24 protein-coding genes, 1 pseudogene and 1 other annotated feature are annotated in these 22,009 nt (G+C 34.2%); of the genes and pseudogenes, 4 read left to right on the top strand and 21 right to left on the bottom strand.

The features are described 5' to 3' along the window. Nucleotides 1-16: 16 nt before the first annotated feature. Complete coding sequence (locus tag Q0977_RS10125) at nt 17-262, top strand: hypothetical protein (protein WP_299513338.1); 246 nt, start codon at nt 17-19, stop codon at nt 260-262. Nucleotides 263-442: 180 nt separating this feature from the next. On the opposite strand, the gene Q0977_RS10120 is transcribed toward Q0977_RS10125, so the two are convergent. From Q0977_RS10120 to Q0977_RS10075, 10 genes are all read right to left on the bottom strand, one after another. Then, the gene (locus Q0977_RS10120) at nt 443-2,065 is read right to left on the bottom strand and encodes an AMP-binding protein (protein WP_299513518.1); all 1,623 of its coding nucleotides are present in this window, start codon (nt 2,063-2,065) and stop codon (nt 443-445) included. Between the two features lie 324 nt (nt 2,066-2,389). Then, the gene (locus Q0977_RS10115; RefSeq protein WP_124218016.1) at nt 2,390-2,839 is read right to left on the bottom strand and encodes a DUF5085 family protein; all 450 of its coding nucleotides are present in this window, start codon (nt 2,837-2,839) and stop codon (nt 2,390-2,392) included. 3 nt (nt 2,840-2,842) lie between these two features. Further along, the gene (locus Q0977_RS10110; RefSeq protein WP_124218015.1) at nt 2,843-3,286 is read right to left on the bottom strand and encodes a DUF5085 family protein; all 444 of its coding nucleotides are present in this window, start codon (nt 3,284-3,286) and stop codon (nt 2,843-2,845) included. 54 nt (nt 3,287-3,340) lie between these two features. Then, complete coding sequence (locus Q0977_RS10105; protein WP_124218014.1) at nt 3,341-4,096, bottom strand: hypothetical protein; 756 nt, start codon at nt 4,094-4,096, stop codon at nt 3,341-3,343. A gap of 15 nt (nt 4,097-4,111) precedes the next feature. Next, entirely contained in the window at nt 4,112-5,701 is a 1,590-nt protein-coding gene (locus Q0977_RS10100) for a T7SS effector LXG polymorphic toxin (RefSeq protein ID WP_299513327.1), read from the bottom strand. A 20-nt stretch (nt 5,702-5,721) separates the two neighbouring features. Then, nucleotides 5,722-6,006, bottom strand: a complete 285-nt coding sequence (locus tag Q0977_RS10095) for a TIGR04197 family type VII secretion effector (RefSeq protein WP_299513325.1) — start codon at nt 6,004-6,006, stop codon at nt 5,722-5,724. A 12-nt stretch (nt 6,007-6,018) separates the two neighbouring features. Further along, nucleotides 6,019-6,417, bottom strand: a complete 399-nt coding sequence (locus Q0977_RS10090) for a DUF5082 family protein (RefSeq protein ID WP_299513322.1) — start codon at nt 6,415-6,417, stop codon at nt 6,019-6,021. Between the two features lie 277 nt (nt 6,418-6,694). Then, on the bottom strand, nt 6,695-7,339 hold the full coding sequence (locus Q0977_RS10085; RefSeq protein ID WP_124218010.1) for a hypothetical protein: 645 nt from the start codon (nt 7,337-7,339) through the stop codon (nt 6,695-6,697). An 11-nt stretch (nt 7,340-7,350) separates the two neighbouring features. Continuing rightward, nucleotides 7,351-7,785 (bottom strand): DinB family protein, encoded by a 435-nt coding sequence (locus tag Q0977_RS10080; protein ID WP_256386325.1) that lies wholly within the window; start codon nt 7,783-7,785, stop codon nt 7,351-7,353. Between the two features lie 77 nt (nt 7,786-7,862). Further along, nucleotides 7,863-8,324: a DinB family protein gene (locus Q0977_RS10075; protein WP_124218008.1), complete on the bottom strand. Its 462-nt coding sequence runs from the start codon at nt 8,322-8,324 to the stop codon at nt 7,863-7,865. 380 nt (nt 8,325-8,704) lie between these two features. Next, nucleotides 8,705-8,955: a binding site (T-box leader), on the top strand. Between the two features lie 85 nt (nt 8,956-9,040). Here Q0977_RS10075 and Q0977_RS10070 point away from each other — a divergent pair. Beyond that, entirely contained in the window at nt 9,041-9,370 is a 330-nt protein-coding gene (locus Q0977_RS10070) for a hypothetical protein (protein WP_299513316.1), read from the top strand. 125 nt (nt 9,371-9,495) lie between these two features. On the opposite strand, the gene Q0977_RS10065 is transcribed toward Q0977_RS10070, so the two are convergent. The 9 genes and pseudogenes from Q0977_RS10065 to Q0977_RS10025 all read right to left on the bottom strand — a co-directional run bounded on the left by Q0977_RS10065 (nt 9,496) and on the right by Q0977_RS10025 (nt 17,745). After that, complete coding sequence (locus Q0977_RS10065) at nt 9,496-10,170, bottom strand: class I SAM-dependent methyltransferase (protein ID WP_124218022.1); 675 nt, start codon at nt 10,168-10,170, stop codon at nt 9,496-9,498. Between the two features lie 105 nt (nt 10,171-10,275). Then, nucleotides 10,276-10,680: pseudogene (locus tag Q0977_RS10060) on the bottom strand (NUDIX domain-containing protein); the annotation flags it as partial. A gap of 18 nt (nt 10,681-10,698) precedes the next feature. Further along, the gene (locus tag Q0977_RS10055; protein WP_299513313.1) at nt 10,699-11,415 is read right to left on the bottom strand and encodes a Type 1 glutamine amidotransferase-like domain-containing protein; all 717 of its coding nucleotides are present in this window, start codon (nt 11,413-11,415) and stop codon (nt 10,699-10,701) included. 20 nt (nt 11,416-11,435) lie between these two features. After that, the gene (locus Q0977_RS10050; protein WP_299513310.1) at nt 11,436-11,903 is read right to left on the bottom strand and encodes a GNAT family N-acetyltransferase; all 468 of its coding nucleotides are present in this window, start codon (nt 11,901-11,903) and stop codon (nt 11,436-11,438) included. Nucleotides 11,904-11,981: 78 nt separating this feature from the next. Beyond that, nucleotides 11,982-12,293, bottom strand: coding sequence for an RNHCP domain-containing protein (locus Q0977_RS10045; RefSeq protein WP_299513307.1), 312 nt, complete (start codon nt 12,291-12,293; stop codon nt 11,982-11,984). A gap of 422 nt (nt 12,294-12,715) precedes the next feature. Next, a complete protein-coding gene (locus tag Q0977_RS10040) occupies nt 12,716-13,474 on the bottom strand; it encodes a phosphotransferase (protein WP_299513304.1) in 759 nt (252 codons plus the stop codon). A 67-nt stretch (nt 13,475-13,541) separates the two neighbouring features. Next, nucleotides 13,542-15,128, bottom strand: a complete 1,587-nt coding sequence (locus tag Q0977_RS10035; RefSeq protein ID WP_299513301.1) for an amidohydrolase — start codon at nt 15,126-15,128, stop codon at nt 13,542-13,544. 413 nt (nt 15,129-15,541) lie between these two features. After that, entirely contained in the window at nt 15,542-16,432 is an 891-nt protein-coding gene (locus tag Q0977_RS10030) for a deoxyribonuclease IV (protein ID WP_124218004.1), read from the bottom strand. A gap of 14 nt (nt 16,433-16,446) precedes the next feature. After that, entirely contained in the window at nt 16,447-17,745 is a 1,299-nt protein-coding gene (locus Q0977_RS10025; RefSeq protein ID WP_124218003.1) for a DEAD/DEAH box helicase, read from the bottom strand. A 212-nt stretch (nt 17,746-17,957) separates the two neighbouring features. Here Q0977_RS10025 and vrrA point away from each other — a divergent pair, with 212 nt between their 5' ends. Together vrrA and Q0977_RS10015 are read left to right on the top strand one after the other, a co-directional pair. After that, nucleotides 17,958-18,776 (top strand): VrrA/YqfQ family protein, encoded by an 819-nt coding sequence (gene vrrA / locus Q0977_RS10020; RefSeq protein WP_299513289.1) that lies wholly within the window; start codon nt 17,958-17,960, stop codon nt 18,774-18,776. A gap of 192 nt (nt 18,777-18,968) precedes the next feature. Continuing rightward, entirely contained in the window at nt 18,969-19,952 is a 984-nt protein-coding gene (locus Q0977_RS10015; protein ID WP_119414853.1) for a 4-hydroxy-3-methylbut-2-enyl diphosphate reductase, read from the top strand. A gap of 90 nt (nt 19,953-20,042) precedes the next feature. Here Q0977_RS10015 and Q0977_RS10010 read toward each other — a convergent pair whose 3' ends face one another. Then, a complete protein-coding gene (locus Q0977_RS10010; protein WP_299513510.1) occupies nt 20,043-21,161 on the bottom strand; it encodes a Nif3-like dinuclear metal center hexameric protein in 1,119 nt (372 codons plus the stop codon). After that, nucleotides 21,161-21,856 carry a tRNA (adenine(22)-N(1))-methyltransferase TrmK gene (locus Q0977_RS10005; protein ID WP_299513286.1) on the bottom strand — a complete coding sequence of 232 codons (696 nt, stop codon included), beginning with the start codon at nt 21,854-21,856 and terminating at the stop codon, nt 21,161-21,163. Before Q0977_RS10005 ends, Q0977_RS10010 begins: the two co-directional genes overlap by 1 nt. Nucleotides 21,857-22,009 lie beyond the last annotated feature (153 nt).

The following is a 22,009-nucleotide window of genomic DNA, read 5'->3' as shown; positions in this document are numbered from 1 at the left end:
TTGAGAGGATGACTAAATGGATTATCTTTCATTAATAAGTGAAATCAACCGTAAATCAGATAAGGAGCTTGCCGAATATGCCAAAACTTATCAGATTCCACTTTCGAAAAAAGAAATACAAAAATTACGCCCACTTCTTTCATCGTTCTCGATCTCATGGGTATTAACAGGTATTCCTGAAAATGTGTTAAATGAAATCGAGAATATTCTTGGCAAGAAGAAAACGAAAGAATTGTTAGGTAAATACGGAAAATATATTTAATCGAGTTTAGAAAGCGCGTCCGGCTATAGGATGCGCCTTTTTTGTAAAGCTAGATATAAGCTTAGAAGGGAAGATCTATCAAAAAATAAATGGTAATAAACTTGTACAAAAAGAAATAAAACCATATAAAAAAGCTGATGGTCCATTATCATCTCCAATCAGCTTTTTCAATATTATCATCTATATATAGCTTTTAAATTGTTCCTTCAGTTTAAACTTTTGTATTTTGCCTGATGCGGTCATTGGATAATGATCTACAAAGTAAATATATCGAGGTATTTTATGGCGTGAAATTTTCCCATTACAATACGCTTTGATTTCTTCTTCAGTGGCAGTTTGACCATCTTTCAGGATAATCCAAGCTGCTGCCTCTTCTCCGTACTTCACATCTGGAACCCCTGCAACTTGGACATCCATTACTTTAGGGTGTTTGTACAAGAACTCTTCAATCTCACGTGGATAAATATTTTCACCACCACGTATGAACATATCCTTTAATCTTCCAGTTATTTGAACATATCCATTTTCATCCATTGTTCCAAGATCCCCTGTATGAAGCCAGTTATTTTCATCAATTGCTTCCTGTGTTGCATCTGGATTTTTATAATACCCCTTCATCACTACATAGCCTCGTGCACAAATTTCCCCCTGTACTCCTGGTGGAACTTCGTTATTGGTACCAGGTTCCATAATTTTCACTTCAACATTTGGTAAAGCTCGACCAACTGTCTCCACTTTTAAATGGATAGGATCATTGGTTCGTGTTTGCGTTAGCACAGGGGAAGTTTCAGTTTGACCATAACAGATCGTAATATCCTTCATCCCCATCCTATTCATAACGCCTTTTAGCACTTCTATTGGACATATAGATCCTGCCATTACGCCTGTACGAAGAGATGATAGATCGTAATCTTGAATATTTGGCAAATTCAATTCGTTTATGAACATCGTCGGTACTCCATGAAGTGCTGTACATTTTTCCTTCTCAACTGTACGTAAAACTTCTGCTGCGTTAAACTCTTGTACTGGTACCATTGTACCGCCAGCAGAAACAATAGCCAATGTTCCAATAACACATCCAAAACAATGGAAAAATGGTACTGGAATACAGAGTTTGTCCTCATATGTTAGTTTCATACACTCTGCAATATTAATAGCATTATTGATTAGATTAAAATGACTTAACATTACACCTTTTGGAAAACCAGTTGTACCTGACGTATATTGAATATTAATAACATCATCGTAAGATAACGAATTCTTACGTTGTATTAGTTGTTCATCGGTAATTTTCTGACCATTTGATAAAAATTCTTCATAAGTAAATGTACCAGGATACTTTTTCTCACTAATCACAACAACCGTTTTTAATAATGGTAAACGTTCGCTTTCAAGCTTTCCTGGCTCACAAGTTTTTAATTCAGGGCAAATTTCATAAAGCGTATCGATAAATGAGTAATCTCTTAGCTGATCCATTAATATAATCGCACGCGAATCGGATTGCTCCAACAAATACTCTAATTCTGCCGTTCGATAATTTGTGTTTACCGTTACGAGAGGAGCGCCCATCTTCCCAGATCCAAATTGCAATCCAGGCCATTGAGGTACATTTGTTGTCCAAACGGCAAAATGATCCCCCTTATCTAATCCAATAGCCATTAATGCTTTTGCTACTTCATCTGCATGTCGATTAAATTGCGAATACGTTAAACGGAAATTACGATCTGCATACACTAGTGCTTCTCTATTAGGATATAATAATGCTTTTTCCTCAACTAGTTCACCAATTGTTCGATAAACCAATTCTGCCAAATAGTTCCCTCCCACTATTTTTTTAAAACCTAATATACGAGACAATAGCAACTCTTTAAACTTCAGATGGGCCTTTGTTCATCTTCGTTAGCTTAAACACTTTTCCAGATACTATCGCATTTACAATCTCAAAAAATGAACTAGAGATGAAATTAAGATTTTTACCATTACCATTATTAACCGTATTACAAATTCTTTATATTTAAGAGTAGACAACATCTTGTAAGAATAAGTTATGATAAAAACTATTTTTTCATGTTACATTCTTTGCAACAAATTGGTTATGTTCGAAGAAAATTTAGATAGTGATATACATTACATATTTTCTTTGTATACTCTTACTTTCAATTCCACCCATTCGCCTTCATCGTCACCTCTTAAAATATGAAAGATGGGAGAATTGATCTGATAATCATTTCGAATGGCATATTGAAACAATTCATCATATGCTTTTTCAGTTTTCACTTCGAAATTGTCTCTGACTCTCGTCATCAACATCTCATCTATATAGAAATAACTTTGGAAGAATAAATCCGAGTCTTTCGGAATATCAGATTGTTCTACTGGAATATAGATATCGATAAGCATTTTTTCGTCAAAAGGTATATTATGCAATGCATAAAAAAGAGGCCCTGCTACGGTTAAATTCGCCTTCACCAATTTTACATTAAAGTCCTCCATTGCAAGTTCAAATTGACTAAAATGGATTTCATATGTATGCCAAACCACATTCTTATACATCATTGTTTCAAAATCCACAACCATCTCTCATCCTTCTTTCACTTGAGCATAAATATCCATAATGACATGATCAAATGCATCAAAACATACATGATAAAAAGGTTCTTCGATCATGAGATTATTTTCCTTCGCATAAGTTCTCAAAAGCGTATAAGCCTCTTCTAACTCGTCAATTTCTGCGCATCTCACATAAATAGCAGGCGAAATCTCCAAATACTCTAATTGTTTAAAATCTGCATCATCCCCTACCTCAACCTCAGTATTTATCCCAACATAATAAGAATATTTACCAAAAGCAGGCTCATTTTTCATCTCCTCTGCTTTAAAAGTAACAGGGCTCGTATAGTAAATATCCTTATTCACTAAATTTCTACGTAAACTTAAAGCAGGCAAATACCATTCCTCATGCGGAATAATCTCCTCAACACAAATTACATTTCGAATAACAAGTGATTCTTCACGTACAATCACGGTCAATCTCCTTTCTATTTAAAAAATTCAGAAATTAGAATATCGAATAACTCCTTATCGTCTATTCTTCTTCCTCTTCTTCTTTTTTCTTTGATTCTTAGGATTTACATATTGTAACTTTTTTTGCGGTGGTGGGTTTACAGCAAAAGATGGGTAACAGAAAATACAATAAGCAGCTATTATGAATTCACAATTTCCTATTAACATTGCTATAAAAACTATTGAAAATGCTAAAGTCATTAATAACATATTAATATCTTGAAATAGTACATTTTTTGATAGTATTGTTGTTAATACAATACATAAAAATAAAATTGATATCCAAATCATCGTATTTCGTTTACTTAGTAATTTCTTTTCTTTCTTTTTAACACCATTAATTAAAAACAATATATGAACAATTATTCCTGTGAAAATTATTAATAATAGAAAAGGGGTATAGGTACTAAATGTTCCATCGTCAATTGTAAACATAGCAATCATTATGAAGGGATCAAGAGCAGCTTTATAAGTATATAAAACCCGGCTAACACTTAATACTTTAAAATTAAAAGTACGCTTCGTTCTACAGAATAAAATTAGTAGTATTTGAAGAATCAATAGACTTACTTCACCATAAAGGATTACTTTCCATTCCTTTTGAAGTACATTTAATCCAATTGAATAAGCAACTCTATATGTTATGCCTAAAAGAACAAGAGAATAAATGAATAAACTTAAAAGATACAATCTATTTCCAGAAATCGTTAATCTTCCATGTTGAATTTCGTATTGGATATTTGAAAACTTTTTATCATTTATTTTTTTCAAACTTACACCTCATTTTCACTTAAACCAATTCAATAATTTTCCTCCATATTTTTTTACAGAATTAACCCCTTTATTAACAACATCTTTTGATTCTTCAACAATACTCTTTGAAGAGTTATTAAGTTTTTTATTTACTGCAAATGTCAATCCAAAACCCAATCCAGCTCCAACCACGGTACCTATTGGTGGAAAGAAACCTGAGCCAATTGCTGCACCCATTGCTGTTGCCCCTGCACCATAAGTAGTATCCACAACTGTACCTACAACAACCTTTTGAGTATTTCCTTTGTAAGTTTTATAATTGTCTGCAGCAACAATTCCGACACCCAACGGACCTAAACTTTTTCCTGCAACCTTCATACTTTTCCCCAGAGAATTCATCCCTTTAGTACTTTCTTTAAAACTTTCTGCTGCATTTTTGTAAGCTGTTTTTGGATTTTTCCAACTTGGTAAAGATTTGATCGTTTTTTTTGTAGACTTATAAGTTTTCCCTACAAATTCATCTCCAAAAGTGGTAGCCATTTTTATAACTTTTTGGGAAGGCGAAAGATTTATGAACTTTCTATATTTTTCTAATCCAAATAATTTATCATATTCTCGTATCATTGCGAGCTTACCACGTTCTTTTCCGTATACATCCAGGCTTTTTTTTAAGGCTTTATAATTTTCTGTAGTAAATGCTTTTGTTTTAAACTCTCCTATATGTTCCATAAATTCTTTTGCTTTAAATTTATATAAAGTAGTTTTTGAAAGTACATTATTAAAATTCCGATATTGTTCTTTTGTTAAAGCATGTATACCTAAATTTTTTAATATTCTACGTGATGATTCATCTAACTTGTAATAAGTATATAGTTGCGCTGCAGCGGTCATCATGGTATTCGCCTTATTTATATTTTTTAATACTTTTTCAAAGCTCTTCATGCCAACCAGCATTCCTATAGCCATCGTTGCCAATTTGATATCATCAGGTTGTTGTACCTTTCCAATTTCTTTTGAGCTGACTTTAGGAAAATGATTGGATGATATGCTATTTGCAGTTAGTTGAATAATTTTCTGCGTGACTTTTTCTACGTCTTGTTTGGAATCTTTTACAATTTGTAATCCTCTTTGATCGAATCGATGGAATCTTTCGTTAACTTCTTCTATATGCTTTTCTGAGTTGTCTACATTGTCGATGAAAGGTGAAATGGCTGGTACCTGTAAGCTGATGATATCTGATACACTTGTTATAATTTGTTCACCCTCATGATGTGTATCTAACATGCCAGTTTCAATTGTTTTTACTTTTTTATCTAAATCGAGCAAATACTCTTTTGTTAGAATAGCAGCTGAATCTGCATCCACCATTTGTTGAAATATTTTAGTAATTTCGGTGTAGTTTTTCAATATTTGTCGGGCAGTTTCTTGTAAATCGATAATTGTTTGTCCGTGAACATTCTCAAAATACTGTTTCGTTGTATCAGCAGCTTCTCCCTGAAATGAATGGATTTTACTAATATTATCTGTTTTTTGTTTCAGTGTGTCTAATTTAGCCGTAATTTTTTTCACACTATTATGTAAGTCTAATTGAAGATTTAGCAATTCTTCCATCGCTATCTTCATGCGCTTCAACTCCTAGCATGTTATTTATTTTTGATTTGGTTCGCTAGATGCTCATCATGCTGTACCATAGAATCTCCTATCATTTGTAGCTTTTTCAAGTCTGTTTCCAAAAATTCTTTATAAAGGTTGAATACATTTTTTAAATCCTCTATAACTTTTAGTTGTTCTTCCATGCAATTTACATCAGTATTTTTGAGTTTAAAGGTTGGTATTTTAGCTCCCGCTACATCATTTTTAGCGTTTGTTATTTCCTTACCCGTTGCATCAAATACTGATTTATTGATCGATATTTCACACACAGTCATTCACCTTTCCTTTTAATTTTCAATAGAATGATTGAGACTTGAAATACTAGACTGTAGAGAGGCAATTTCTGAATAACAAAGTTGTAACTGATTGGATAGTCTTACAATTTCCTCTTCGATGTTCTCTTCTACCCTTTGTAAATCCTTGTTATAATCCACTAAAGACTGCTCAATCCTATACTTTAAATCTTCATATTTATTTTTCGTAATCCCCTTCCAAAGCGTTGTATCTATATCTAAATTTTGAACTTTCTTTTTATAATTGCTACTTTCATTTATAACATCACTTAGTTGTGCTTTTGCAGATTTAAGACGCTCAATTTTGCCATTTAAAATAGTAATCTGTTGCCTTTTTTGAGCAATTTGTCCCTGCAAAGCAGATCTTCTACTAATTAGTCCCGCTTTATCCAAATTCACATCCCCCCAAAACAATCACTATATGTATTATTTTCCAACATTTACACTCCATAAATCAACGGTTTTCCAAATAACAGAACTTTAGGCCTTACCCTTCCAATTATAATATTCCTATCTAAATTTTTTGTATATGTAAATTTACTTATGTATTTTTATTTTTTAATATGTTATTTAATTTCTCACTGTGCTATAAGTAGCGATGTAAAAATATGCATTAAAAAACACCTGTTCTTTTATTGAAAGAAACAAGTGCAATGAGTGGTATTTATTTTCAAGATAATTTTAGTTTTAGGATAATTTCTTCTATTAAAGAGCTTAATGGATTTAAAATTTGAGTATGTAAATTTCCACCTGCTTCTACCATTGACAACTGAGCAATTGCCAAGTGATTAGAATGGTCTTTTGTCATCTCCGAAAGTTTATTGTAAACAATTTCATTATGCAATTTTGTATTTCCATCCATTAAATAGTCAAATGCATTTGGTATTATTTCAATGAGGTAACTATTTTGTCTATTTTGCTTACATAAATATTCGTTAAGTCTGTTAGTTGTTCCTTTTACAGTTTCAGGATTAGTAAAGATCAACTTTTTAGGAGCCGGTAATTGTGCAAAAGCTTTAAAAAATGGTTCATCAATGTTTATAATCGGTACACTTACTGTACTTGTATCATCTAATAATGCACTATAATTGGTACATGTAATTACTATCGCATCAATACCTACTTTTGACATCCAATGGAGTTGTTCTAAAACCTTTTTCTTTGCTTCTTCAGCAGTGAAAGTAGGATCATTTGTTATACGTAATAGTAAACCAGGATCTACAAAATGATGTAATGTAATTGGATATTGCTCTAACGCTTTTTCAAGATAGCGAGTGTTCGAGTAATGTGCATGTAAGCATCCTATTGTTTTCATTTTTCACCTCATCATCCCTTTTTATCAATATCCATCATGAAATCTTCAATTTGTTGAAAATGATGTAAGTCATGATCCATTAACCCTTTGAAATAATCACTTAATGTTAAATGACTTTTACCGATTGAAAAAGTTTGATCAAATACTTCATGGGATAATTCATTAATGAAAGTTAATAGTCTTTGTCTTTCTTCGATAAATTCGTGAATCACCTCTCCTTTCAACTTTTCTTTGCTCATTGAAGCCGCTGTAGCATTCGCTTCATGGACTTTTGGAGTAACTACCTTTTCCGTTCCCAACAGGAATGAAGGCAGTCTTTTTTCAATAAGAAATTGATCCCAAAAGATTAAGTGACCTATAATTTCACAAGTCGCCCACTTTCCTATAGCAAGTGGCATTAGCCATTGCTCATTATTTAAAACTTCTAGATTACCTACAAATTGAATGGACTTTTTATAATGATCAACAATTCTTTCTTTCGGTTTGATATTATTCGTCTCCTTCTACAATGTTTTTTGACAATCTATTCAAACAAAGTTACTTTAACATTCCCCTTTAGTAATAGTAAATATTGATGTAATTGTGCTCTATGGTGTTGCAAGTGGACTAATATTTCTAATAGCCATTCAAAATAAGAGTATGTCGTTCCCCAATAACTTGATGTTTCCTCTGTTAAATCATCTATAGATGAATAATAGTTTTTCAAATCTTTGTATCCTTGTTTTAAAGCAATGCTCCATTCTTCTTTTGTATAAGCAACGTTTTTAGAGTAGAATACATCCATTTCTTCTAGGGATGATTCTTGCAAAATTTGCAAATCCGCACTGCATATTAGTGAAAGATGAGAGCATAGTTGTCCTAAATTTCTTTTCCCTTCAACAGGACAAAACTTAAGATCTTTTGTTTCTACATGTGAAAATAACTCGTTAATAGAGTTAACTATAAATTGAATTTGATAAAGTGTTTTCTGGACATAAAATTCCATATCGTTTCCCTCCTTGTAAAAAAATTATATTCTATAAAATACCATAAATCATATACAAATTCATTTAATATTTACTATTAAATATAAAAATAGATTTTTATTCTAAATTTTTGTCCAAATTGTGAAAGTGTGCTTATTCGGAGAAAAAAACACTTACATCAAGGGGGAAATTTTTGTTATAGTGAGAAACATATTGGTATTGCTGTAATGGTCTCACTGTTCTCTGCAAAAACCATAGCTATCTAGTAACTACAGCAAAACGGTCTAAAATTTTTAGTATAGGATAATAAGAATATTATAAATTTATTTAAAAATCTAAATATACCATTGACAAGTTATAGAATTTTAGATAAAATTAATTTCAATATTTGTATATAAGAGCAAAGGCTATGATAAGAAGTAGTAACAATTATAGAGACTTTCAGAAAGTTGCCGGTTGATGAGAGGCGCATGTCGATTGGTTGTGAATTCCTCTTGGAGCTGCGTACCGAACAGAAATCTAAGTAGGCTACGACGGTAAGCATCCGTAATCTAGTGCAACAGTATCGTCTATATGACCGTACTTTTTGAGGTAAGTAATGTGAATTACTTGCAAATTAAAGGTGGTAACACGAGTATAATCGTCCTTTTGGTTAATCCAAAAGGACGTTTTTTTATTTCTTTGTTTCTTATTGTAGTACAAATGTTAGTAAACTATTTGATAGGAGATGCTAGCGATGATATTAAATTTAGAAGAACAAATGAACGAGTATAAAGCTATAGAGGGGCACGTTTACCAAAAAGAACTAAAATTAAATCATGAGAATGGTCCTCACAAGATTCCTGAGCTATTACTAGAAATAAATTCTGAAAGAGTAATTGATATTATTCCTCAACTTATTCAGCTAGGTATGGTGAATGATACTAGTCAACTGATTCGATTAATAAGACAAGATGCCGTAAAGATCAATAATGAAATGCTTTTTGAGGATGAGTTGGATCGGGTTTTGATGAATGATGAAATATTACAAATAGGTACGAAGAGATTTTTGAGAATTATTAAATAACTGAATCAGAATTATTTATCTTTAAAGAAATTTTAACACAGTGGTATTTTTTCAATTACCACTGTGTATTAGTTTAAATAATCAGGTATTACAGTCGAAAATTTCGTGGGCATTAAGCTTATATTTTAAGCTCTTTTTTGAAAAATAGCTGTAAGTATTCCATCAACTCCAAAAACAAGTTCATCTTCATGTACATTCTTCATTTTTCGAATTTCAATGCAATCGAAGTCATGAAATATTCTTTTCAATTTATCCGCAGTAAACCCTAATCCACCTTGTAGACTTTTAACTCGGTATACCTCCCAATCGGAAATATCAGAACCTCCTAATGGTCCATTTTCAACAAAACAAGTAATTGCAAAGTATCCGCCTGGTTTTAGGGATTCTTTTACTAGATGAATATAATCAGCCCTTCTATGTGGTGCTATATGATGAAAGCACCCCGAATCGTATACTAAATCATAATGAGATTCTTTAATATGTAATTTAAACAGATTTTGATTGATAAAATTGATTTTTAGATTTCTTTTGATTGCTCTTTCCGCAGCCCATTTAAGTGATTCTTCAGAGAGGTCTACTGCATCAACATGAAAATGATTGTCTGCTAAATAGATGGCATTTCTCCCTGGACCACAGCCTAATTCTAATGCATTCCCATCTTTCAATAACCCTTTTGCTAAATAACTTACTAAATTTTCATCTGGCTTGTTTTCAAAGAATGGAACCTTCTCTTCTCGATTACTATAAAAATCATCCCAATGAATCTGTGAATTATTTAAGTAATCATCTAACATTTGCATTAAGTTGTCGTGGTTAATTTTACCTTGTTCATGCTCTTCGGATAAAGCTTTTTCAAGAATTGTTACTGTCAAGTCATGATCCTCTCTTACATATGGAACTTCAGCAGGCTCAACCCAAATTCGAGCAAGTGACTCGTTTTCTCTTAAGAATGAATCGCAACTTTTTACATCCATTCTGTAAAAAGCCTGATAACCAACGACTGGATATTTTCCTGTAACATCAAAATGTGGGTTATCTTTATGGTTAACTTCTATTGCACCTATATATGTAATATCACCTCTGATATAGGCTTCTTCATATACTTCTCGGTGAATCGCTTCTTCTAGAGACTCTCCTTTTTCAATATGACCACCAGGGTAGTTAAATCCTCTATTTTTTATTTTAGAAAGCACTATTTTGTCATTTTGAACACAAATTGCATGTACACTAGTAACTATATCTTCATCCTTGATATTATAATCAGGTAGCCAAGTCAATTTTACAGGTTGACCTCCCCACTCTACTATCATAGATTTCATTTTATCCTCCTATATTTTTGAAGTTTCAAACCCTTCTCCTAAATAACGCGTATAAATTGTTTCCTCTTTCACTCTGTCTTCATAAGTTACTCTATAGGCCTGGGCATAGGGTCTTGAACTGATTACTTCTTTAATAGTTTGATCGACATAGTGTATTGCTACACCATCATCTGCTGCAATACCAGATTTTATCCTATTTGTTTGAATAAGATTTTGGTATGAAGGTCTTCTATCCTTTTCTCCGTCATAATGTGGACAATTACTACCTTTTAGAAATCCTAAACAATGTATAGGTTCTAAGGCATCACCAAAAGAATCGGTGACTCCCTCTTCAAACCAACAAATGGCTCCTGCACTAATACCCGCTAAAATAATGCCTTGTTGCCATGCCGTTTTCAAAATCTCATCAATGCCCCACTCTTTCCAAAGTGCCAGGAGATTTTTTGTATTACCTCCTCCCACATAAATAATATCTTTTTCTAAAAGGAATCCTTCTAAATCTCTTGTAGGTGGATTAAATAATGAAAGATGGGAAGGAACACAATTCTGATTTCTAAAAAAATGATAAAATCTCTGAATATAGTTTTCTGAATCCCCACTTGCTGTCGGTAAAAAGCATATTTTAGGTGTCTTATTAGGAGATTGGCTTAATATATATAAATCTAATAATGGATTGTCAGGTTCCATAGAGAAACCGCCTCCACCTAAAGCGATAATTTGTTTCATCTTTTCTCCTCCATATTCATTTATAAATAAAAACTCATCAAGATTAACTCACCTTTTTTCCCCATCACGCGAACACCTTCATCAACAAATCCACACTTTTTATAGAGAGATTGTGCAACTATATTTTGAACATTAACCGCTAATACAATTTCATTGATTTCAGGAAACTCATTTTTTACGAATTGCGGCAATAACTGTAAAGCTTTTTTCGCAAAGCCTTTTCCTTGATGACGCTCATCAGTTGAAAAACCTCTTAATAAAACTGCCTGTCTATTATCGCTGTAAGGTACTACACCTTCATTTCTATGTAAAACGAAGAAAGTAACTAGCTGATCATCCTCAACGGCTAAAATATTGGAACGATTTTCTTCTTTTTTTGATTGTTCAATACTTTCCTTTGGCGTACATGTGAAGCGTAGCTGTTCTTCATTTAATTTATAGCTTTCAATTAACTGTTTATGTTGTTCTGTATATAAAGTTAAATTCAACTAATAACTACCTCCTAAAAAGAAGGATACTAAGTTTGTATCCTTCTTTTTTTATCTACTTTGAACATATCTATTACCTTAAATTACTGATTGCATGAATGTAATTAATTGATCTTCTTGCTCTGTGTTTATTGCTACTTTATTTTTACCTACTTTACCGCATTTTTCGCAGCGATGAACAATCTGATATCCTTTTTTAGGAGAATATTCAATGCTGATTGGTTCCATTAATCCTCTACAATCACTTGCTCGGTCGCCCGGTGTATTGTCCATATGTTTTGAATATAAGCAATAAGGACAATGATTGCGAAAACTTCCATTTGTTAAAGGTTTAATATGTGCTCCACAATGTTCACACTGAAAAGGTGTATTTTCATTTTTTCTAGTCAAGTGCCATTCCTCCAAGATGTTTTTTCATCTTAGGAGAAAGGGTTCCGTTCGTTTTTACTTTATTTAGCTTCAGGCTTTCAAAAAGATTTAACCCATTCACCGCTTAGACCTACTAGGCGATTACTTCTAGTTCCTGCTTCACTTGAACCTTTTCCATCTCAAGATCCGGACCTCGATTGACTTTATGTATTTGTATCAACCACTGTAGGGCGGACATCTCCATCCTCCACTAGTAGGTGTTCTTTTCAATCACTGACAAAGGCATCGTCCCCTAAGCACTTGCATAATTAAAATTATGATTTATATACAAAAAATCACTCCATTATTTCGTTCAAAGTATTATAAATATTTTAACACTATTTATCTAATATTACATATAGTAGAAATTTTTTCTTAAAATGTATCTATTTATTCCGATTTCGTTAGAAGAATTCATACAAACCATTGTTGAAATATTCAAATTCTTCTGAGTCAATTTTATAACATTTGTACCCTCTGTAAAAAGCCTCTTTTTCCTTGTCTGAAAACTTTCTAATTGCAAGTGCTTCATCATAACGTGAATCTCCTATTTTCATAAATGCAACATCGATAAATGCTATCACTTTACCGCTATAAACCATCACATTATCAGTTGTACAATCTCCATGAATCCATGTTGATTTAATAGGTTTGGGTCGCTTATTATTAAGTTTCATCCAAAGTTCAAGAGAACCATCACACAATCCATTCTCAGCGTAAACTTTTGCTTGATGCAATTGTTCATCTAACCAATTGTTCTGTAAATGATTATTTAAAATTGGTTGTTCATGAAATTCCTTTAAAAATGTTCCAAAACTCTCTATTAATCTTAACCTTTCTGTATCATTCTTTGAGGATTTCAATGCTTGAGTAAGATTGTGACCAGGCAATTTAGTCATTAACAAACATGCATATTCTCTTTCATAGAAAAATGCAATATACTTGGGTACAAGATTTTCAAAACTAATTTTTTCTCCCTTTAATACTTCAGTTTCTTCCCTAAGCCATTCTTTATATTTTGAATTTTCACATATTTTTAAAATATATTCCCCTTCACTATTTCTCAATTCGAAAACAGTTGATGTCCATCCTTGTTGTGTACCTTTCTTGATTTCTATTGGTGGTTTTAAATATTTTTCTAATTCATTAAGTAAGCTATTCATGTAATCCCCTATCGTTCAAGATTATTAGTTTAAAATGATAGTTTGTTATTCTTATCCAAGAAAAATTTTATACATTAACCCGATCAAAAACTACACGGCCAGCTACGACTGTCTTTACTGCTTTTGCTTCAAGCATCTCTTCTGATGTTCCTTTAAATAAATCGCGATCAAAAATTGAGAAATCTGCAACATAACCTGGTTTAATAAGTCCTCGTTCGTGTTCTTTGCAAATTGCTTCTGCGCTACCTACTGTGTACATTCGAACTGCTTCATAACGTGTCAGTTTTTGTTCTGGTAAATAGCCTTTTCCTTCTGTATAGGGCTTTTTACGCTCTACTGCTGCATAAATGGTCAGGAGCGGGTTAATGTCTTCAATCGGTGCATCTGTTCCAGCAGCACACATAATTCCCCTATTCAATAATGTTTTCCAAGAGTAAACATAGTTTAAGCGTTCTTCCCCTAAACGTTTTATAATCCAAGGAAAATCAGATGTAACAAATGCAGGTTGAGCATCTATCACTACAGGTAACTTGGCAATCCTTTCTATTAAGTCTTCACGTAATACGGAAGCATGGATTAGACGATCTCTTTTTCCTTTTGGTGCAGGGTATTTTTCAATGACATTTAGTATTTGTTCTGCCCCTGCATCACCAATCATATGTACAGCAATTGCCTCACCATATTTCCGCGCCATTTTTACTAGCTCATCTAGTTCTTGATCTGTATGAATAAGAAGTCCCTTAGTTTCTGGATTATCTGTATATGGTTTGGAAAGTGCTGCTGTAAAACCACCTAAAGATCCATCCGTAAAGATTTTCATTGCACCAGGTTCGATAAAAGGTTCATCAAATTCAACATTTTCTTCCATCATTTCTTTAAAAACGGCATTATGTCGCAACAGATTTACTCTAAAATGATGTTTTTCACCAATAACACGACGAAATGCAGTTAGTGGATTGATATAATCCCCAAAATAATGCATATCCTCCGTATGACCACCTGTTAAACCGAGGGACAACATTTGGTTAACAGCAAGGTTGAGTTCCTCTGATAACATATCGATATACGCTTCACCTTTTCTTGGAATAGCAGCAGTTACAAGATCGCCAGCGGTATCATATAACAAACCATTTAGTTTGCCCTCCGTATCTCTTCCAATCTCTCCTCCTAATGGTGATTTGCTTTTATCATGTATCTCACCTGCTTCAAGCGCCTGAGTATTGCATAATATCACATGATGACAAACTCTTTTCAAAAGAATCGGTTCCTTACGAATTGCATCTAGTTCATCCTTTGTTGGGATACGTTTTACTGCAAAATTATTTTCATTCCACCCATCGGCAAATAACCATTGATCACTTGGGGTAGCTTTTGAAGCCTCTTTCACCATTTCTAGCATTTCTTCAGCAGAGGTAGCTTTTGATAAATCTAACCAGACCATCTTTTCACCTTGAAAAATCATATGAAGATGGCTATCTACAAAGCCTGGATACATTGTTGCACCTTTTAGATTGATTTGTTCATCTGCACGATCAACTAAGTCATTGAATAATCCAACAGCTATAATTTTATCCTCTTCTACTAAAACAGCTTCAACTGTTTCATCTTCTTTCTCCATCGTATAAATTGTTCCACCATACCAAAGTTGTTTCATATTATAAATGCTCCATTCTTAAAATTCTCTGATCTTATTTAGAAGTTATTTCGACAAAAGCGTTATTTTGTCCTTCATATGAAGCATTCTTCTTTTTCATCTATAAATTAACCTGCAGTAAGCCCCATCAATACAAAATAAAAATGCCCTAAAAGATATTTATACCTTTTAAGACATTTTCGTCCCAGTTATATATTGATGCTATACTTTTTTCGTAAATGATTTAACTTCTGTACAAATAATGTTAATGCAAATAATACACCTATTACAGTTGCCATCATGCCCGAAATAGAGGTGTTTAAAATTTTAGCTATATAGTAACCAAGTATAGCAATTATTTGAATTGTCAATTACTTTTTTACATAAAAAAACATCACCCTAATAAAAATAATTAGAGTGATGTTTTTAGCTTGCTATTCTCCGCGTAATGCATCGATCTTCTCTGGCATAAATTTTCCTGAGCGGAACATTTCGATTTCATAAGCATATGGAGCTTTTTTATTTTTTGAATCGGTACCAACCCATGGTGTTTCAAGAATCTTAGGGATTCCTGTGAAAGCTTCATGATGTGCGATACGATTTAGTGCATCAAAGCCGATATGACCAAAACCAATGTTCTCATGACGGTCTTTCGCAGCACCACAAACATTTTTACTATCATTGATATGTAGTACTTTGATACGATCTACACCAATAACTTTGTCAAAATGTTCTAATACCCCATCAAAATCATTTATAATGTCGTATCCTGCATCATGTGTATGGCATGTGTCATAACATACAGAAAGGCGTTCGTTATTGGTTACGCCATCAATGATTTTAGCTAATTCTTCAAAGGTACGGCCACATTCTGAACCTTTACCAGCCATTGTTTCTAATGCAATTTGTACAGGATAATCTGTTGAAAGGACTTCGTTTAAGCCTTCAATAATTTTAGCTATACCGACATCAGCACCTGCTCCAACATGAGCTCCTGGGTGTAAGACAATTTGGGTAGCTCCAATTGCTGCTGTACGTTCAATTTCTTTTTGCAAAAATTCAACACCTAGAGCAAAAACTTCTGGCTTTGTCGTATTTGCAATATTGATAATATAAGGTGCGTGAACAACAATATTCGACAGACCATGTTCTTTCATATGCGCTAATCCGGCTTCGATATTTAAATCTTCAATCGGTTTTCTTCGCGTATTTTGCGGTGCACCTGTATAAATCATAAATGTAGATGCTCCATATGAAGCAGCTTCTTCACTAGATCCTAGCAGCATTTTTTTGCCACTCATTGATACATGTGAACCAATTAACATAATATGTCCTCCTTTTAGCGTTGGCGGCGACGTTTTTTACGTTCTTTTTTCTTAATTTCTTCCATTTCCCAACGCATATTGCGCTTATATCCTGGTTTTACCTTTTTAGGTTTACGTACTTTAGATTTTGCAATACGATCGATTTCATCTGATTTTTTCTCACGCTTTTCACGTGCATGGCGTGTTTTCATTTCAATAATCTCGCCATTTTTAATGTCTTTTGCTTGGAATGGTATACCCATATTTTCAACACGTGCAATAGCATCTTCGTCAGACGGTTCAAAAATTGTGATAGCTAGTCCTTTGTTACCTGCACGAGCTGTACGTCCAACACGATGGATAAAGAATTCTAAATCTGTTGGTAGTTCATAATTGATAACATGGCTAACACCTGGAATATCAATACCACGAGCAGCTAAGTCAGTTGCAACGATATATTGGAATTCAAGATCACGGATTTGTTTCATCATCTTTTTACGGTCACGAGGAGTAAGGTCTCCGTGAATACGACCTACACGATAACCGTTATTTGAAAGAAAACCGGCAACATGTTCAGCTTGTTTACGTGTATTAGTAAAGATAATCGCTAAGTAAGGGTTTATCGCACCCATTACCTCTAATAGTTTGCTGTTCTTAGATTTACTGCGTGTCGGAATAAGATAGAAATCTAAATTTTCCGCTACAGGTTTTTTGTCATCCATTTGAATATGGATCGGCGATGACATATATTTTTTTAAGAAAGGTTGTAAACTTTCTGGAACTGTTGCAGAGAAAACAAACATTTCAAGGTTTTCTGGCATTTGCGATGCAAATTGGTCAATATCTTCGATAAAGCCCATATCAAAAGCAAGATCTGCTTCATCAATTACAAGAATTGATGCAGTATGAACTAACAACGCTTTTTCGTTCACTAAATCGCGAATTCTTCCCGGTGTACCTACTACAATTTGTGGTTGCGTCTTTAGCTTATCAATTGAACGCTGTTTATCAGTACCACCGATAAATAATTTTGCTTGAATATCAGTCTCATCAATAAGTTTGTGAAGTTCTACATTTATTTGAGTAGCTAATTCACGAGTTGGAGCTGCAATTACAGCTTGTACTTCTTGTTTATCTTGACGGATACGTTCTACTATGGGGATTAAAAAGCTGTGCGTCTTCCCTGTTCCTGTATGCGCTTGTCCGATTGCACTTTTACCTTTTAAGATAAGTGGAATCATTTCTTTTTGAATCGGGGTTGGCTCTGTAAAGCCTAATTTTTGGATAGCATTTCTTAAAAATGGTTGGAAATTATAATCTGTATATTTGGACATTAAATTGTCACTCCTAACTTTCTATAAATATTGTAACATGATTCGCATTCATTAGACCATCTGCATATCATATCTATTAATAAAGCATTAGTCAATTCTCTTGTTGATTTTTCCTATGTGCTTTTTATTGTCTTATTTTACAAGTAAACAAATTCATAATTCACGTTTGAGTGAACTTTGATTTTACTTTGAAAAATTGAAAGGAGATTCTTATGGTTTACCGATCCTTTAACCCTTATGGTAACCCAATTCAGGGAGGGTTTAATCCATATGGAATGCAACAAATGATGAGGCCAATGCCTTTTCCACCTCCTGGTCCAGGCAACTTTAATGGACCTGCACAAGCTTTCGCAAGAGGAGCCGGTAATTTTATAGGTGCACCAGGTTTTGGTGGCCCTGGTCCAGGTGGTCCTGCTCCTGCTGGTCCAATTCGGAATTTTACAGGTGGCGCAGCTAGAGCTGTAAATTCTATAGGTAATTTTGCTGGCGGCACCGCTAGAACAGCGAATACTGTAGGTAATTTTGCCGATGGTGCTGCTAGAATGGCAAATTCTTTAAGTAGTTTTGCTGGTGGTGGTGCAAGAGCTGCAAATACTGCTGGAAATATTGCCGGGGTTGCCGGAGCTGCTGGAGCCGCGGAAGCTGCTGGGGCTGCTGCAAATGTAGCTGAAGGTGCAAGTTCCCTTGGAGGATTTGCAAAATTAGAACAATACTTAAATACAGCCGATCAATTGTTTAATACTGCTCAAAAATTTACGCCTATGGTTAAACAGATTTCACCGATGTTCCAAAACCTACCTGCTTTATACAGACTTTATAAAGGGTTCCAAGGACTTCCTAATGCAAATAGCCCTACCACCGCAACTGATCCACAAAATAATAACCTTGCGCAAGAAAGAAGACCAATGAGATTTAGATTTGGTAGAAATAGTTCACAACCTGAGCCTGCACAACCAGAAGTTCAAGCATACACACCACCAAGAACACGCCCATCAACCCCAAGAATATTCCAACCACCCTTTAATGGGTAAAGTGATACTTCCTTCAGAGGGGTTCTTTCCCCCTCTGAAGGTTAGTTGAACCAATCGGGCTTTTTACGGGCAGTTCCATCATCTCTCCTTTTGAGGTGATGGAACTGCATATTGCTGAAGAATAGATTATTTTGTATTCAAATCAGGACTCCGGTATAATATACATAGCGAGCGTTGAAAGGAGTTCGAAGCATGCAAGTCATTAAAATCACACCACGAGGATACTGTTATGGCGTTGTCGATGCAATGGTGATCGCACGTAATGCAGCCTTAGATAAAACATTACCAAGACCTATTTATATACTCGGTATGATTGTTCACAACAAGCACGTTACCGATGCATTCGAACAGGATGGAATTATTACTTTAGATGGTCCAAATCGTCTTGAAATTTTGAAACAAGTTGATAAAGGAACCGTTATTTATACTGCACATGGTGTCTCACCTGAAGTACGAGAATTAGCAAGAAAAAAAGGATTAGTTGCAATTGATGCAACATGCCCTGATGTTACAGTCACACATGATTTGATAGAAGAAAAATCTGCTGAAGGCTATGATATTATTTATATCGGTAAAAAAGGACACCCAGAGCCAGAAGGTGCTATCGGTGTATCACCTAACCATGTACATCTTGTGCAAAACTTGGAGGATATTGACCAACTAAATCTTACTCGTGATAAAATCCTTGTGACAAACCAAACAACCATGAGTCAATGGGATGTAGCAGATTTAATGGACCGATTGAAAGAAAAATATCCAAATATCGAAATTCATAAAGAAATTTGTCTAGCTACACAAGTTCGTCAAGAAGCAGTTGCAAAACAAGCAGGTGAAGCTGATCTATTATTAGTTGTTGGTGATCCTAGAAGTAATAACTCTAATCGTTTAACACAAGTTTCTGAAGAAATTGCTCATACAAATTCTTATCGTATTGCAGATTTATCAGAACTTAAATTAGAGTGGCTTGAAGGTATCGAAAAAGTTGGAGTTACGGCTGGTGCTTCCACACCTACTCCAATTGTTAAAGAAGTGATTAGATTCTTAGAAAAATATGATCCCAATGACCCTTCTACTCATTCTTTAGCGAGAACCGTAACATTAGATAAAATTTTACCTAAGATTAAACAACCTTCACCAGTTGAAAAAATCATGCCGTATAACCTATCTGAAAAATAATAATGGCTAGTGTTAGTAAGAGCGTCTTACTGTCTTTATAGACAGATTAGACGCTCTTTTCTATTCTTGTTCAGTTATTATATATCTCATTTATATAAATTGGAAAGGTTCTGTCGATATTTTTGAAGGAATAAAAGTACAGTCGACTTTATGCTGTTCGCAAAGAAGTGTCATTTTTTTCGCAACTCCTGCTTTCATAACACTCTCAACATGATGACCAGGATCAACAATATGTAATCCCATACTTTCCGCATCTTGTGCAACATGGAAATACATATCTCCAGTCACAAAAACGTCCGCTCCTGCACGTTTAGCTGCATAGATATACTTATTCCCGTCGCCACCTAAGACAGCAATCTTACGTACTTGTGCTGACAAATCCCCCACAACTCGTACAGCAGGAACATTTAAAGTATTCTTTACATGTTCAGCAAATTGATGAAGTGTCATTGGATTTATCGTTCCAATTCTGCCTAATCCCATTTCATTTGCAGGTGTTTCTAAGGCAAATAAATCATAAGCAGGTTCTTCGTAAGGATGATGATTGAACATTGCACGCAAGGCTTTGTTTTTATTTGATTCTGACACAACAACTTCTATTTTCACTTCTGGTTCTGTGTGCAATTTTCCAACTTCGCCAGTGAAAGGAGTGGCTCCATCTAAGGCTCTAAATCTACCTTCACCAGAAATTGTATAGCTACAAGAATCATAATCCCCTATACGCCCTGCACCAGCACCTGCTAATGCTTGTCGTAATGGTTCTGCATGATTTTCTGGAACAAATACAGCAAGCTTATACATCTTTTCAGTAAATGTTGGTACTAACACTTCACACTTCTGTAATTGTAATGCTTCTGCTAATAAATCATTCACTCCGCCTTCAGCAACATCTAAATTTGTATGTGCTGCATATACTGCGATGTCATTTTTAATACATTTTTCTAATAATTGACCTTTTGGATTATCAGTTCGTAGATTTGCTAATTTCCGGAAGATTGGTGGATGGTGAGCAATTATTAATTGGCATTGATTGGCGATGGCTTCATCAACTACATTTTCGTTAACATCTAATGTAACTAACACTTTGGATACAGGTTTGTTTAAAGTACCAATGGCTAGTCCAATTGGGTCGCCTTCCATTGCCGCAATTTTTTTCGGAGACCATGATTCAAAAATTTGAATAATTTCTTGACCATTCGTTTTTTTCATCATCGCAAAACCTCCTCTACCATTCGAATTCGTTGCTGTAATTCTTTCTTTTTAGCTAAAATTTCTTTAGTTTGTTCTGCTTTTTCAAGCGCTTTTAAAACATTTAGCCATTGTTCAATTTCATGATTCCATTTTTCTTTAAATACTTCATTTTGTTGTTGGATCAATACAGGGCCTAATAGTAAAGCTTCAGTTGTTAAAGTTTCTTTACCAGGTTCAAGCACTAATACTTCATAAATCTTGTCATCTTCTTTTAAGATTTCTTCATTTATAATTTTCCAATTATTTTTAGAGGCCCATTCTCGGATTGCAATTGCATGTATATTTGGTTGAAGAATAAGTCTCTTTACTCCTGCTAATCGCCCTACTTCTTTTTCTAAAATAGATGCTATTAGCGGACCTCCCATACCTGCAATCGTAATGACTGTTACACAGTCTTCTGGATATATAGCTTGAAGCCCATCAGCTAGACGTACTGTAATTTGTGATTGTAAGCCTTCTGATTGTACTTCATGACAAGCTGATTCATATGGGCCCTTCACTACTTCTCCTGCGATTGCACCTTTTGCAATCTTATTTAAAACTAAATAGCAGGGTAAGTATGCGTGATCACTACCAATATCGGCTACAATTGAATTTTCCGGCACAAAAGAGGCAACTTTTTCGAGGCGCTTTGATAATTTTTGGGCATTCATTTTTAAAACCTCCTCCCTGGTCTTATTGTATCTAAATTCGTCATATATTGTATAGATAAGTCTTTTCGAGTTAGATATCGAGTAGGAGGGAGTAATTAACTCCCGACCTCTCACACCACCGTACGTACGGTTCCGTATACGGCGGTTCAATCT

This window comes from uncultured Rummeliibacillus sp. (assembly GCF_934216135.1).
Classification (GTDB): Bacteria; Bacillota; Bacilli; order Bacillales_A; family Planococcaceae; genus Rummeliibacillus.
Note: the sequence above shows the minus strand (reverse complement) of the source record. Positions and strands in the feature narration are given on the sequence as shown.

Excerpts from the sequence above, each read along its gene's own strand:
- vrrA (WP_299513289.1), top strand. The coding sequence starts at position 17,958 with ATGGTTTACCGATCCTTTAACCCTTATGGTAACCCAATTCAGGGAGGG.
- Q0977_RS10070 (WP_299513316.1), top strand. The coding sequence starts at position 9,041 with ATGATATTAAATTTAGAAGAACAAATGAACGAGTATAAAGCTATAGAG.
- Q0977_RS10030 (WP_124218004.1), bottom strand. The coding sequence starts at position 16,432 with ATGTTAATTGGTTCACATGTATCAATGAGTGGCAAAAAAATGCTGCTA.
- Q0977_RS10100 (WP_299513327.1), bottom strand. The coding sequence starts at position 5,701 with ATGAAGATAGCGATGGAAGAATTGCTAAATCTTCAATTAGACTTACAT.
- Q0977_RS10015 (WP_119414853.1), top strand. The coding sequence starts at position 18,969 with ATGCAAGTCATTAAAATCACACCACGAGGATACTGTTATGGCGTTGTC.
- Q0977_RS10040 (WP_299513304.1), bottom strand. The coding sequence starts at position 13,474 with ATGAATAGCTTACTTAATGAATTAGAAAAATATTTAAAACCACCAATA.
- Q0977_RS10115 (WP_124218016.1), bottom strand. The coding sequence starts at position 2,839 with ATGGTTGTGGATTTTGAAACAATGATGTATAAGAATGTGGTTTGGCAT.
- Q0977_RS10075 (WP_124218008.1), bottom strand. The coding sequence starts at position 8,324 with ATGGAATTTTATGTCCAGAAAACACTTTATCAAATTCAATTTATAGTT.
- Q0977_RS10125 (WP_299513338.1), top strand. The coding sequence starts at position 17 with ATGGATTATCTTTCATTAATAAGTGAAATCAACCGTAAATCAGATAAG.
- Q0977_RS10005 (WP_299513286.1), bottom strand. The coding sequence starts at position 21,856 with ATGAATGCCCAAAAATTATCAAAGCGCCTCGAAAAAGTTGCCTCTTTT.
- Q0977_RS10085 (WP_124218010.1), bottom strand. The coding sequence starts at position 7,339 with ATGAAAACAATAGGATGCTTACATGCACATTACTCGAACACTCGCTAT.
- Q0977_RS10095 (WP_299513325.1), bottom strand. The coding sequence starts at position 6,006 with ATGACTGTGTGTGAAATATCGATCAATAAATCAGTATTTGATGCAACG.
- Q0977_RS10035 (WP_299513301.1), bottom strand. The coding sequence starts at position 15,128 with ATGAAACAACTTTGGTATGGTGGAACAATTTATACGATGGAGAAAGAA.
- Q0977_RS10025 (WP_124218003.1), bottom strand. The coding sequence starts at position 17,745 with ATGTCCAAATATACAGATTATAATTTCCAACCATTTTTAAGAAATGCT.
- Q0977_RS10055 (WP_299513313.1), bottom strand. The coding sequence starts at position 11,415 with ATGAAACAAATTATCGCTTTAGGTGGAGGCGGTTTCTCTATGGAACCT.
- Q0977_RS10010 (WP_299513510.1), bottom strand. The coding sequence starts at position 21,161 with ATGAAAAAAACGAATGGTCAAGAAATTATTCAAATTTTTGAATCATGG.
- Q0977_RS10065 (WP_124218022.1), bottom strand. The coding sequence starts at position 10,170 with ATGCAAATGTTAGATGATTACTTAAATAATTCACAGATTCATTGGGAT.